12 protein-coding genes are annotated in these 12,884 nt (G+C 55.9%); 2 read left to right on the forward strand and 10 right to left on the reverse strand.

Annotated elements, in window-relative coordinates; translation table 11 throughout:
• Positions 1–637: 637 nt before the first annotated feature.
• A complete protein-coding gene (locus tag ACT3R7_RS18655) occupies positions 638–1,969 on the forward strand; it encodes a deoxyguanosinetriphosphate triphosphohydrolase (protein ID WP_496199349.1) in 1,332 nt (443 codons plus the stop codon).
• Positions 1,970–1,980: 11 nt separating this feature from the next.
• Here the strand turns inward: ACT3R7_RS18655 and ACT3R7_RS18660 are convergent, their stop codons facing one another.
• From ACT3R7_RS18660 to tkt, 10 genes are all read right to left on the reverse strand, one after another.
• Positions 1,981–2,889, reverse strand: coding sequence for a nuclease-related domain-containing protein (locus tag ACT3R7_RS18660; protein WP_496199350.1), 909 nt, complete (start codon positions 2,887–2,889; stop codon positions 1,981–1,983).
• Between the two features lie 59 nt (positions 2,890–2,948).
• Positions 2,949–3,323, reverse strand: coding sequence for a translation initiation factor Sui1 (locus tag ACT3R7_RS18665; protein WP_018919079.1), 375 nt, complete (start codon positions 3,321–3,323; stop codon positions 2,949–2,951).
• Positions 3,324–3,325: 2 nt separating this feature from the next.
• The gene (locus ACT3R7_RS18670) at positions 3,326–4,024 is read right to left on the reverse strand and encodes an HAD-IA family hydrolase (protein ID WP_192539258.1); all 699 of its coding nucleotides are present in this window, start codon (positions 4,022–4,024) and stop codon (positions 3,326–3,328) included.
• Positions 4,025–4,231: 207 nt separating this feature from the next.
• A complete protein-coding gene (locus tag ACT3R7_RS18675) occupies positions 4,232–4,582 on the reverse strand; it encodes a hypothetical protein (RefSeq protein WP_192539259.1) in 351 nt (116 codons plus the stop codon).
• Positions 4,583–4,719: 137 nt separating this feature from the next.
• Entirely contained in the window at positions 4,720–5,784 is a 1,065-nt protein-coding gene (gene fba / locus ACT3R7_RS18680) for a class II fructose-bisphosphate aldolase (RefSeq protein ID WP_018919076.1), read from the reverse strand.
• A gap of 67 nt (positions 5,785–5,851) precedes the next feature.
• Entirely contained in the window at positions 5,852–7,021 is a 1,170-nt protein-coding gene (locus ACT3R7_RS18685; RefSeq protein ID WP_192539260.1) for a phosphoglycerate kinase, read from the reverse strand.
• An 88-nt stretch (positions 7,022–7,109) separates the two neighbouring features.
• Complete coding sequence (locus ACT3R7_RS18690) at positions 7,110–8,168, reverse strand: type I glyceraldehyde-3-phosphate dehydrogenase (RefSeq protein WP_192539261.1); 1,059 nt, start codon at positions 8,166–8,168, stop codon at positions 7,110–7,112.
• A 74-nt stretch (positions 8,169–8,242) separates the two neighbouring features.
• Positions 8,243–8,965: an LrgB family protein gene (locus tag ACT3R7_RS18695; RefSeq protein ID WP_193092647.1), complete on the reverse strand. Its 723-nt coding sequence runs from the start codon at positions 8,963–8,965 to the stop codon at positions 8,243–8,245.
• Positions 8,955–9,308, reverse strand: coding sequence for a CidA/LrgA family protein (locus ACT3R7_RS18700; protein WP_496199351.1), 354 nt, complete (start codon positions 9,306–9,308; stop codon positions 8,955–8,957). The genes ACT3R7_RS18695 and ACT3R7_RS18700 overlap by 11 nt, the downstream gene beginning before the upstream one ends.
• A gap of 2 nt (positions 9,309–9,310) precedes the next feature.
• A complete protein-coding gene (gene tkt, locus ACT3R7_RS18705; RefSeq protein WP_496199352.1) occupies positions 9,311–11,302 on the reverse strand; it encodes a transketolase in 1,992 nt (663 codons plus the stop codon).
• Positions 11,303–11,567: 265 nt separating this feature from the next.
• Here tkt and metK point away from each other — a divergent pair, with 265 nt between their 5' ends.
• Entirely contained in the window at positions 11,568–12,788 is a 1,221-nt protein-coding gene (gene metK, locus ACT3R7_RS18710; RefSeq protein WP_018919070.1) for a methionine adenosyltransferase, read from the forward strand.
• The last annotated feature ends 96 nt before the right edge of the window (positions 12,789–12,884 follow it).

Raw genomic sequence — 12,884 nt, forward strand, 5'->3', positions numbered from 1 at the left:
ATCCCCCGGGGCTTGCGCCTCGGGGGATTTTTTTTGTGTGCAGGAAAAAGGCGGTAAGGCACTCCTCAGCGTGTCGGATCAGCCGCCCACCCCAGCAGCGCTTTGCGCTGCATCGCCGGCTGAAGCCAGCTCCCACATGACAATGACGGCGCCCTATAGCGTGGTCGGTTATGAACTGACCTGCCCCCCGAGTAGAATGACGGCACCCCATAGCGTGGTAGATTATGGGCTGCCCTGCCCCCAGAGTAGAATGACGGCACCCCATAACGTCATAGATTATGGATTGATCCTACTCGGTGGGAGCTGGCTTCAGCCGGCGAAGGCGCCGCCAGGCGCCCGGGGTGGAAGAGACCATCGTGCTTTGCTTGCTCCCAGATTAAAATGACGGCGCCCCATAAATTCAAAGATGATGGACGGATCTGCCCCTGCTCTTTGGGAGCTGGCTTCAGCCGGCGAAGGCACCGTCAGGTGCCCGGGATGGAAGAGGCCACCGTGCCTGCTTGCCCCCACCCAGCCGCGCGGGGCGGCGCATCGCTGACTGGAATCAGCTCCTGCAATACATCCCCTCAACACTGATATTCATCACTCACGCCAGATCACCGTTTGTGTCAAAATGCACTCATTAAGGAGGAATGCCATGACTCAAATGCGCTGGGACCAGCTACTTTCCCCTCGACGCCTGCACGATCAACGTCCGGATAACACGCGTGAAATTGGGCGTACCCCCTTTCATAAAGATCACGACCGAATTGTCTTTTCAGGTTCTTTTCGGCGCTTGGGGCGTAAAACCCAGGTGCACCCGCTAACCGAAAATGACCATATCCATACGCGGCTGACTCACTCACTGGAAGTCGGCTGCGTAGGCCGCTCGTTAGGCATGATTGTGGGCGAGCTGCTACATGACCGTCTGCCAGAATGGATTACGCCTGCAGACCTAGGGGTCATCGTACAAACGGCTTGCCTGGGTCACGATATTGGCAACCCACCATTTGGTCATGCCGGTGAGTACGCGATTCGCGACTGGTTTAGGCGTGGCCAGGGAAGCGGCTTGCTGGACGGGCTTTCAAAAGCCGAGCGTGAAGATTTACTGACCTACGAAGGTAACGCCCAAGGCTTTCGGGTCATTACTCAAATTGAATATAACCAGTTTAATGGCGGTATGCGCTTATCGGCGGCAACCTTGGGTACGCTTCTGAAATATCCTTGGACCGTACGCTATGGCGGCCGGGCAGGTAAGTTTGGCTGTTACCAGTCCGAGCAGGCGCTCCTGAAAGAAGTCGCCGAAGCGGTAGGCCTATTGCCTCAGGGGGATCAGCGCTGGTGTCGTCATCCCTTGGCGTGGCTGGTCGAAGCCGCCGATGATATTTGTTATGCCTTGCTGGATCTGGAAGACGGTCTGGAAATGGGTATTTTACGTTACGAAGAGGTCGTGGAAATCCTGCGTCAAATTGCGGGTGAGTTTCCGCCTGAATATGAGGAAATGCAAAACCGTCAGGTATCCCAGCGTCGACGCATTGCTTTATTGCGCGGTGCAGCCATGGAGCGCGCGGTAAACGAGGTGGGTGCGGTGTTTGTTCAGCATGAGCAAGCGCTATTGAGCGGTACGTTAAAAGATGACCTGCTTGAGCTGTGTCACCCTGATTTGGGCTGGGGAGTGCAGGCAGCAAAACAGCTGGCCCGTGAACGTATTTTCCAGAACGAGCGTAAGGCCAAGCTTGAAATTGGGGCTTACACGACGCTGGGTATTCTCTTGGAAGCCTTTATAGGTGCGGCACATGAGTTGCACCATACAGGGCAGTCATCCTTCAAGCATCAACGTGTATTGGCATTGATTGGTGAGAATACGCCGCTACCGTCCTGGTCGCTTTACGATAGCTACCGGCGCATGCTGGACTTTATTGGTGGGATGACTGATCACTACGCGGTGGACCTTGCCCAGGAGATGGGCGGACGCCTACGCGGGGATTAAGCGATTAAGCATTAAACCGATGGCTGGCGGAGATGACTCAGCTCTACTAGCCTGGCCCGCTCCATTAACAGATAAATAATCTTGTCATGGATCGGGTCGCTCAGCGTGCCAGGTTTTAAGTCAGTAAGCTGCCTGGAAAGCTGCTCCCCACTGACCACCAGAACATCGCCGGTCGATTCAGTCGTGTCGATCTCCCAGCCCGGTAGCACAAGTACACCACGTACAGGGATGGGTACGCCGCAGCGCCGTTCAAGCCACTGGGTAAGCCAACTGACCGCTTGACGCGTTTTATGTAAAGGGCGGCGCTCATTCCAGTGCGGAAAGCGTAAGCGTTCACGCTCGACGACCACCTTGTTAAGCTCCCGCCCATCCGAGCCAATCGCCAATGCCCGTGCCCGGGTTTCCAGGACGAAAACACCGTGGGGTGTGACCACGACATGATCGATAGTAAAACTATCCGTGGGTACGTCATGGAATACGTAGTAGGGGTGGGCTTCGGGCCGGATAAGCCGCTCAAGCTCCTGGCCGACGGCCAGTTCGCAGGCAAGGCCGAGCTTCAACCGCCTGATGCGCTGGTAATCACGTACTAAAAGAAGCGAAAAAGCTAATACAAGCAGGGTGCTTAAAAGCCCATACAATGCCCACTCGACCCACTCCTGCCGACTTACAAACAGCATTCTGCCCATGCCGTATACCAGCGGGGCCAGACTAATAATTGGGCCTAAAGCACCGTTTAGAAAAAGGCTCGAAAAGGCTTGATCAAGGCGGTAGCGCAACGCTTGTCCAGGCTCACGCAGCGGCGCATTAAAAGGGGACTCAACGCGCGCGTCATGTAGACTGCGTAATGCGATGACGATGCCGCCCATCGCGGCCATTGGGAATAAAAAGATGAGCGGTAGCAGGTATTCCAGCCAAACCATTGCAGTGCCTTGCCCCTTTGCAGCCTACCTGATGGTAGGCCTGATAGTAGAGAGACCGGTTATCCGCCCGCAAGCTTAACCTGATAACCCTGTGCAGTTAACGCCTCGCGTAGCGTATCGCGATGGTCGCCCTGAATCTCTATTATGCCATCTTTTACCGCGCCACCTGTGCCGCAGCGCTTTTTAAGCTTTTTAGCCAAGTCTTTTAGCTCAGCACCGGGCAAGGGGATCCCACTAATCGTGGTTACGCCTTTACCTTTACGGCCGCTGGTCTCACGACGAATGCGCACAATACCATCTAGTCCGGCAATACGCGCCTGTTCGCTGCTCGCATCGCAGCCGCAGGCATCTAGCGCTTCGCGGCATTCCGGGCAGGTTTTGCCATGTTCGGTTGAATAAACAAGGCCGCCGAGCTGATCCCGTAAAGATGCCATGGCTATCCTCCGATAACACGTTGGCGGGCGGGCGAACGCCAAGCTTCGCGGTAGAGTCGTTCTATAACGGCGGGTAGCTGGTACATATTACTAATCATGATAGCGTTTTCAGGCGTCTCTTCGGCGTCGGGAAAGCGATTTAAATGAATGACTGTCATTCCTGCTTCAAGTGCTGCGCGAACGCCCACCAGGGCATCATCGATAGCGATGCAGTCATGTGCACTATAGCCCATGATACTGGCTGCGTGCAGATGTAAACAGGGCTCGGGTTTCCAGCAGTTGGCGGTATAGCCGCTAAACAGGCGATTGCCAAAATAATCGCTAAGGCCGGTGGCCTGAAGCGCCGTGTAAATTTTGGTTTCAGGCCCATTGGAGACGACCGCGCTTGGATAAGCGGTCAGCGCATCCAGCGCTTCGCCTGCACCGGCAATCAACGTTAGCTCTTCGGCAAGGCGCCTAGCCAAGTTTGCCCGCATGTTACTTTCCATGCGGTTCAGCTGCTCCGGGTCTACATCGCCATAACGCTGCTGTAATTCGGCCACAATGCGTCGGAATCGGGCGCCGCGAAATTCGCCAAGATAATCGGTGGGGGCAAACGGTAATCCTACCGAGTTCAAGCCAATGGCCATCTCTTCGGCTAAAAGCGGTTCACTATCGACGAGGGTGCCATCACAGTCAAACAGCAAAAGTGGAAGCGGCATTGTGGTTCCTTGCAGCGACTCAAACGCTACCAGTGTTAGTTGAAGAGCCTGCCAAACGTCTATTGAACGAGATTTTTAGGCTTTTGTGAACACTGTTTCGTAATTTTTTGTAGCGAGCGCTGCAATACATACTGATGCGGGACTGACAAAGTGCTTAAAAGCTGAGTAGGCATCGCCTGATCAGTGCGATGCCTGGGTCGGTTAAATTTAGCGCGATAAGCGACGCGAATTGGCGCTACTGCGACGATGATAGGGCTGCATGGCTTGGCGGCTGGTTACCCACCAAGGTGCGTGTTGGCCACTTAACATATTGAATAGCGTTTTTTGCATGGCAAGACCCGCTTCCATACTGGCATCGAGCTTCTCGGACACCATACGCTGGTTTTCTTTCATCATTTTGGGGCTGAAAAAAGGCTGCGTTTGCCATAGCTGGTTGCGCATGGTGATGGTCGACCAGGATGTGGTGCATAGCTCAAGTGCCATCAGGCCAACTTTCCAAGCATCAAACATTGCAGTAGGTGACATGGGAACTAAGGCAGGCTGGGTAGATTGTTTCATAAGCAGGCTCCGCAGGTGAACGTCTACTCAGTGTTGGCCTGTCGATGCTGCAATGCAATAACTATTTGCGCTGGCCGAGCATCAAACACAAAAAAGACGGCCAAACGGCCGTCTTTTAATTTAGGTTACGCTCGGGCTTACCTAACTTTAGGGTCTAACTCGCCACGCTCGTAGCGGTTGAACATTTCTTCAAGGTTGATCGGCTTGATCTTGCTGGCATTGCCTGCGGTGCCAAAGGCTTCGTAGCGAGCGATACACAGATCGCGCATGGCCGTCACGGTTTCCTTGAGGAATTTGCGCGGGTCAAACTCAGATGGGTTCTGAGCCATAAAGCGGCGCACTGCACCGGTAGATGCCAAGCGCAGATCGGTATCGATGTTGACCTTACGCACGCCGTGCTTGATGCCTTCAACGATCTCTGAAACCGGCACACCGTAGGTTTCCGGAATTTCACCGCCGTACTGGTTGATCACCTCAAGCCACTCCTGCGGTACAGAAGAGGAGCCGTGCATGACCAGGTGGGTATCAGGAATACGCGCGTGGATCTCCTTGATGCGCTGGATAGACAGCGTATCGCCCGTCGGCGGCTTGGTGAACTTGTAAGCGCCGTGGCTGGTACCAATGGCGATCGCCAAGGCATCGACGTGGGTTGCTTTGACGAACTCGGCGGCTTCTTCCGGGTCGGTCAGAAGCTGTTCCATATCCAGCTTGCCTTCGGCGCCAATGCCGTCTTCTTCACCGGCCATGCCGGTTTCCAGGCTACCCAGGCAGCCAAGCTCACCCTCAACGGAAACGCCACAGGCGTGGGCCATTTCGACCGTACGACGCGTCACATCAACGTTGTAGGCGTAGTCGGTAGGTGTTTTGCCATCTGTACCCAGCGAGCCATCCATCATGACCGATGAAAAGCCCAGCTGGATAGAGCGCTGGCACACTGCCGGGCTGGTACCGTGATCCTGGTGCATAACCACCGGGATATGCGGGAACTCTTCAACCGCGGCCAAAATCAGATGGCGCAGGAAAGGCGCTCCCGCATATTTACGCGCGCCCGCCGAGGCCTGAACGATAACCGGCGAGTCGGTTGCGTCAGCCGCTTCCATGATGGCGCGCATCTGCTCAAGGTTATTAACGTTGAATGCCGGAATGCCGTAGCCATATTCGGCAGCGTGGTCGAGCATCTGACGCATGCTGATCAAAGCCATGGGATCACCTTCTTTAAGTTATCAGTGTGAACGAATGCGAAAATTTGCAGGTTCAATTCGTTTAATGTTAACCGCGTTTGGCGGCTGCTTCGAGCGCAACAACAGCAGGTAGCTGCTTACCTTCAACGTACTCAAGAAATGCGCCGCCGCCGGTTGAGATATATGAAACGCGATCAGCAATAGCATATTTGTCGATGGCGGCTAACGTATCACCCCCGCCCGCAATAGAGAATGCTGAGCTGTCGGCAATCGCCTTGGAAATAACTTCCGTACCTTTACCAAACTGATCGATTTCAAATACGCCGACCGGGCCGTTCCACAAGATAGTGCCCGCATCTTTGAGGAGACTGGCCAGATGTGCAGCAGTCTCAGGGCCAATATCCAGAATCATTTCGTTATCAGCCACCTGATCAACCGGTTTGACTACCGCCTCAGCGGATTCTGAAAACTCGGTCGCCACCACGACATCGGTAGGCAATGGAATCGATACTTTCTCCATGAGTGCTTTCGCCTGGGCAACCAGGTCAGCTTCATGGAGCGATTTGCCCACATTATAGCCCGCTGCGGCGATAAAGGTGTTGGCGATGCCGCCGCCGACGATCAGCTGGTCACACTTCACTGAAAGTGCATTGAGCACGTCGAGCTTGGTGGAGACTTTAGAGCCACCCACGATTGCCGCCATCGGGCGGGCCGGGTTAGCCAGAGCTTTTTCAAGCGCATCCAGCTCTTGGGCAAGCAGGGGGCCTGCGCAGGCACTGGGCGCAAAGCGGGCAACACCATGGGTCGATGCCTGGGCACGGTGAGCCGTACCAAACGCGTCCATTACGAATACATCGCAGAGCGCTGCGTACTGTTTGGCGAGTTGCTCAGCGTCTTTCTTTTCGCCAACGTTGAAGCGCACGTTCTCAAGCAGTACGACATCGCCATTTTCAAGCGTTGGCGGTGTCTCAAGATAGTCGCTAACCAAGGTGACCGGCTGGCCTAGCAGGCCGCTTAAATGTTCTGCAACAGGCGCCAGGGAAAACTCATCGGCGGCCTCGCCTTCGGTTGGGCGACCAAGGTGGCTCATCAGCATCACCTTGGCGCCAGCATTCACGGCTGCCTGAATAGTGGGAAGCGCCGCTTTCAAACGCGCATCGCTAGACACTTTGCCGTGCTTGATCGGCACGTTAAGGTCTTCACGAATCAGCACGCGTTGCCCTTCCAAAGGCAGGTCAGTCATTTTTTGCACGTTCATGTGAGCGGTTTCCTCGTCTTCCAGGCGGTGAATCAGATAGGTGATATGGCAGCCAACGCTATGACAATCAAAGCCATGACCAACAATGCTAGGCAGCGTTTTCCTTGGAAATAACCGCAAGCCGTTGCGCAATATCGAGCATGCGGTTGGCAAATCCCCATTCGTTATCAAACCAACATAAGAGCTTGATCAAACGTTTGCCAGCCACGCGGGTCTGTGTTGCATCTAAAATGCCCGAGCGTGGGTCGTGATTAAAATCAATCGATGCCATGGGCTCTTCGGTATAGCCCAGCACGCCGGCCAGACGCTGCTGGCTTGCGCTATGTAACAGGTCGTTGACTTCCTGAGCACTGGTATCGCGGCGCACCGTCAGCGCGGCATCCATGGCAGACACGTTGATAGTGGGTACACGTACGTGCAGACACTCAAAGCGTTCTGTCAGGTGAGGCATCAAACGGCTGATACCACGTGCCAGGCCAGTATCGATCGGCACGATGGACTGCATCGCGGAGCGGGCCAGGCGCAAATCGGTTTGGTGATAGGCATCAATCACCGGCTGATCATTCATGGCCGAGTGAATGGTAGTCGTGACGCCGTGCTCCAACCCCAGCGCTTCGTCGAGCACGGTCAATAAGGGAACCAGACAGTTGGTGGTACACGACGCCGCCGATAAAACCCGCTGTGAGGGCGCAAGCTCGTGCTGGTTAATGCCCCACACTACTGTCGCGTCGACATCGCTTTCCGCCGGCTGCGAAAACAGCAGACGCTTAGCACCTGCAGCCAGATGTTGCTCGGCCGTCGCGCGATCTTTAAAGCTGCCCGAGCATTCCAACACCAGATCAATATCTAGCGCTTTCCATGGGAGCTTACGAGGATCTTGTTCACACACAACGTGAATACGCTGACCGTTGACGATCAGCGCTTCGCCATCATTCTCGACATCGCCAGGAAAACGACCGTGGGTGGTGTCATAACGGGTCAGATAGGTAATCGTCGCTAAGTCTGACAACTCATTGATGGCGACAACCTCAAGCGTAGGGTCGTTGCGCTCAATCAGCGCACGCAATACGCACTGGCCAATACGCCCATAACCATTAATGGCGATGCGATACGTTGGTGTGGCGTGCGTCGAGGCAGAATTAGCCATGTAAGAAAGCGGCTCTTATAAAAAGTGGATCAATGACCGTGGGTAATGAAACGCACTGGCGATGATAACGTATTTCAACCACCTACGCCTATCAGACGCCAAGCCAGCGGCAGTATGAGAGCCGTAAAAATACCCGTCAGGCTCATTCCCAGCGAAGCAAACGCACCAGCGGCGGGGCTGATTTCAAACGCTCTCACCGTGCCGATGGCGTGGCCGTTAAGCCCCAAGGCAAAGCCAATGATGCGGTCATCATCGATCTTTAAAAGCCGTGCAGCAAGGCCCACAAATGCCGCCGTGGCAACGCCGGTAACCAGCAGCGCACCTAACAGTAACGCCACCGAGCCGCCAATTTGCTCGGTAATACCGATAGCAATAGGCGCGGTGACGGATTTGGCGGCAAGAGAAGCCAGAATTTGGGGAGAGCTGCCCATAAGCCAGGCAATGGCCAAGGCATAGCAGGCAGCAAGGCTTGCTGCGATAGGCAGACAGATGGTCAGCGGTCGCCACAGTGCACGTATATGCGGCATCTGCTGATAAAGCGGCATGCCCAGTGCGACGGTGGCGGGCCCGAGTAGAACCGTTAGCCAGGACGCATCCTGCCGATAAGCTGCATACGGCAGGCCAATAATCGCTAGGATCGCGGCCAGCAACAGCGCGGCAATTAAAATAGCCGGTAACCAGGTAGGCTGCTTGAGCTTTTTAAATACCAGGTTGCCAAGCAGGTACGCGGTAAAGGTCAGCCCAACCGCAAACAGCGGTGTTGCGGTTAAGGCGTCAGGCAAAGCGTTAGCGGACATGCGTTTTTCCCATCAGGCGCTTGAGCAGCCACAGCGTGGTAATCACGCTGAGCAGCGTCCCAATAATAAGCGCACAGAGAATCGCCAGCCACTGGCCGGCGAGCTCATCAAGAATAAAAAAAACGCCCACGACGCCCGGCATGATCAGCATGGCAAGCAGGCCGATCAAGGGCTGCGCCGCGGCGGCGATCGTTGAGGGAACACGGCCCCAGACGGCAAGCGTAGCGGTTAGCAACAGCATGCCGATGACGCCGGATGAAACCGGAAGGCCGGTGAAGTGAACCATCACTTCACCGATCAGCCAGTAGCTAATTAGCCATAAAAAGCCATTAAGTGCGGGCACTGTTAGCCAAGCAGTTCGTCAGCGTGCTTAAGGATATTTTCAACCGTAAAGCCGAAGTGCTTGAACAGCTCACCCGCGGGCGCCGACTCACCGAACGTGGTCATGCCGATCACACGGCCGTCCAGACCTACATACTTGTACCAGTAGTCGGCATGGGAGGCTTCAATGGCAATACGCTTGGTGACCGCTTTGGGCAGCACGCTTTCACGGTATTCGGCATCCTGGCCGTTGAAGCGGTAAGTGGACGGCATGGAGACCACGCGTACCGCTTTACCCTGCTTTTCAAGCTCGGCGGCGGCGTCCATGGCTAGCGCCACTTCTGAACCGGTAGCAATCAGGATCAGCTCCGGCGTGGCATCAGAGTCTTTGAGCACGTACCCGCCACGCTGGATAGAAGCCAGCTGCGCTTTGGTGCGTGACTGGTGCGGCAGGTTCTGACGCGACAGGATCAGCGCCGTGGGGCCAGAGTGACGCTTGATGGCCGCATCCCAGGAGGCGGCGGTTTCCACGGCGTCACACGGGCGCCAGGTATTCAGGTTTGGCGTCGTGCGCAGGCTGGTCAGCTGCTCGATGGGCTGGTGGGTCGGGCCATCTTCACCCAGGCCGATCGAATCATGTGTGAATACGTAGATCGCCTGCTGGCCCATCAGCGCCGCCATACGTACCGCGTTACGCATGTATTCCATGAAGATCAGGAAGGTCGCGCCGTAAGGCACAAAGCCACCGTGCAGGGCGATACCGTTCATCACGGCACCCATGCCAAACTCACGTACGCCATAGTGCAGGTAGTTGCCGCTGGCATCTTCAGGCGTGATTGCCTTGGCATCCTTCCAGAACGTCAGGTTGGACGGGGCAAGGTCGGCACTGCCGCCGAGGAGTTCCGGCATCTGCGGGCCAATCACGTTAAGCGCTTCAAGCGACGCTTTACGGGTAGCGATGCTGTCGCCTTTTTCCTGGGCCTGCTGGATCAACGCTTCGGTAGCGAGCTCAGCCGGCAGCTGGCCTTTCATGCGACGCTTGAACTCACGCGCTTCGGTCGGGAAGGCATCGCTATAGCGGGCAAAGCGCTTTTCCCACTCCTGCTGACGGGTTTTACCCGCGTCACGTGCATCCCAGGCAGAGTAGATCGGCTCGGGAATATGGAACGGCGCGTGCGGCCAGTCGAGCTGCTTGCGCGCCAGGGCGACTTCTTCTTCACCCAGCGGCGAGCCGTGGGACTCTTCCTTGCCCTGCTTGTTGGGTGCACCAAAACCGATGATCGTTTTGCAGATAATCAGGCTGGGCTTGTCGTCATTCTGCTTGGCAAGCGCGATGGCTGCCTGGATCTCTTCAGGCTTGTGACCATCGACGTTGGGCACCACGTGCCAGCCGTAGGCTTCAAAGCGTTTGGCGGTATCGTCGGTAAACCAGCCTTCGACTTCGCCATCGATTGAGATGCCGTTATCGTCGTAAAGCGCGATCAGCTTACCCAGCTGTTGGGTACCCGCCAGCGACGCCGCCTCGTGAGAGATACCTTCCATCAGGCAGCCATCACCCAAAAAGCACCAGGTGTTATGGTCCACAATGGTGTAGCCGGGGCGGTTGAACTGGGCCGCCAGGGTTTTTTCAGCAATCGCAAAGCCGACCGCGTTGGCAAAACCCTGACCCAAGGGGCCGGTCGTGGTTTCAATGCCTGGTGCGTAGCCAAATTCCGGGTGGCCAGCGGTGGGCGAGTGTAGCTGACGAAAATTCTGCAGTTGTTCCAGGCTTAACTCATAGCCGCTTAAATGCAGCAGTGAGTAGAGCAGCATTGAGCCGTGACCATTGGACAGCACGAACCGGTCGCGATCGGCCCACTTGGGGTCTTCGGGGTTGTGCTTGAGGTGATCATTCCACAGCACCTCGGCAATATCAGCCATGCCCATGGGGGCGCCAGGATGGCCGGACTTGGCCTTCTGAACAGCATCCATGGAAAGGGCGCGAATGGCATTGGCCAGCTCAAAACGGGACGGCATGGGGGTGCTCCTCGCCTGAAAACGTAAATAATGAAGGCGCTATTGTCGCTGACTTCCCACGTTGCGGCAAATGCGGCGGCAAATGTAGCGGCAAATTATAGGGCACATTCTGGGAAGAACTCTCAACAGCGTGTAGACTCTGCCTCCCGAAGCGGTGGTCAACCTGGTTAATGCCGCTTCCTTTATGGGCAGGGAACCTCCTGCCGTGATTTCCTGCTGATGCTGCGAGTAGTGTGCAGCCGTCATACAGAGGGTCGAGAGCGCGATGAGCGAATATTCCCTGTTTACCTCGGAGTCTGTCTCCGAAGGTCATCCCGATAAAATTGCCGACCAGATTTCGGATGCGGTGCTGGATGCCATTATCGCCCGGGATAAACAGGCACGGGTTGCTTGTGAAACCATGGTGAAAACCGGTGTGGCGATTATTGCCGGTGAAATTACTACCTCGGCGTGGGTGGATCTGGAAACCCTCGTCCGCGATGTGATTACCGAGATAGGTTACACCTCCTCCCACGTGGGCTTTGATGGCGCAACCTGTGGCGTGATTAACCTGATCGGCAAGCAGAGCGTCGAGATTGCCCAGGGCGTTGACCGCACCAAGCCGGAAGACCAAGGCGCTGGTGACCAGGGCCTGATGTTTGGGTACGCGACCAACGAAACCGATTCGTTTATGCCCGCGCCGATTCATTACTCGCACCGTTTGGTGGAGCGTCAGGCTGAGCTGCGTAAAAACGGCCTGCTGCCGTGGCTGCGTCCGGATGCCAAAAGCCAGGTAACCTTCCGCTATAACGAACAGGGCCAGCCGTGTGGCGTTGATGCAGTAGTTCTATCGACGCAGCACGATCCTGAAATCGATCAGGAAGACCTGCGCAAGATGGTCAAGCGCGAAATCATCGAACAGGTGATTCCGGCAGAATGGCTCAACGAGAACACCCAGTACCACATTAACCCGACCGGCAAGTTCGTGATTGGCGGCCCGGTAGGTGACTGTGGTTTGACTGGTCGCAAGATCATCGTTGATACCTACGGCGGCATGGCGCGCCACGGCGGCGGTGCGTTCTCGGGCAAAGACCCCTCAAAAGTAGACCGTAGTGCGGCCTATGCGGGTCGTTATGTGGCCAAGAACGTGGTCGCGGCAGGGTTGGCCGATAAGTGCGAGATCCAGGTCTCCTACGCGATCGGCGTGGCGGAGCCGACGTCGGTTTCAATCGATACCTTCGGCACCGGTAAAATTGACGATGCCCAGATTGTTAAGCTAGTGAGCGAGCACTTTGATCTGCGGCCTTACGCGATCACTAAAATGCTCGATTTGCTGCACCCGATGTATCAGCTGACCGCTGCCTACGGCCACTTTGGTCGGGCACCGTTTGAGCACAGCTACACCTGGAGCGACGATAAAGGCGAGCAACATACTGAAACCTTTACCGCCTTCCCTTGGGAGAAGACCGATAAAGCCGACGCATTGCGTCAGGCCGCCGGTTTGTAAGCGATTCGCTAGGCTGTTTGTAAGAGAACGTCCCTTTGGCTCTGCCAGGGGGCGTTTTTTTATGCCCCCTGTTTTAGGCTGAGTCATGCAACAGGC

Source organism: Halomonas sp. AOP43-A1-21, from assembly GCF_052376775.1.
GTDB classification, from domain to species: Bacteria; Pseudomonadota; Gammaproteobacteria; order Pseudomonadales; family Halomonadaceae; genus Vreelandella; species Vreelandella colorata.

Bases quoted from the DNA above. Each gene is read 5' to 3' on its own strand.
- ACT3R7_RS18690 (WP_192539261.1), bottom strand. From the start codon at position 8,168: ATGGCTAATTCTGCCTCGACGCACGCCACACCAACGTATCGCATCGCC.
- ACT3R7_RS18660 (WP_496199350.1), bottom strand. From the start codon at position 2,889: ATGGTTTGGCTGGAATACCTGCTACCGCTCATCTTTTTATTCCCAATG.
- ACT3R7_RS18695 (WP_193092647.1), bottom strand. From the start codon at position 8,965: ATGTCCGCTAACGCTTTGCCTGACGCCTTAACCGCAACACCGCTGTTT.
- ACT3R7_RS18670 (WP_192539258.1), bottom strand. From the start codon at position 4,024: ATGCCGCTTCCACTTTTGCTGTTTGACTGTGATGGCACCCTCGTCGAT.
- ACT3R7_RS18665 (WP_018919079.1), bottom strand. From the start codon at position 3,323: ATGGCATCTTTACGGGATCAGCTCGGCGGCCTTGTTTATTCAACCGAA.
- fba (WP_018919076.1), bottom strand. From the start codon at position 5,784: ATGGCTTTGATCAGCATGCGTCAGATGCTCGACCACGCTGCCGAATAT.
- ACT3R7_RS18655 (WP_496199349.1), top strand. From the start codon at position 638: ATGACTCAAATGCGCTGGGACCAGCTACTTTCCCCTCGACGCCTGCAC.
- ACT3R7_RS18685 (WP_192539260.1), bottom strand. From the start codon at position 7,021: ATGAACGTGCAAAAAATGACTGACCTGCCTTTGGAAGGGCAACGCGTG.
- ACT3R7_RS18675 (WP_192539259.1), bottom strand. From the start codon at position 4,582: ATGAAACAATCTACCCAGCCTGCCTTAGTTCCCATGTCACCTACTGCA.
- tkt (WP_496199352.1), bottom strand. From the start codon at position 11,302: ATGCCGTCCCGTTTTGAGCTGGCCAATGCCATTCGCGCCCTTTCCATG.
- metK (WP_018919070.1), top strand. From the start codon at position 11,568: ATGAGCGAATATTCCCTGTTTACCTCGGAGTCTGTCTCCGAAGGTCAT.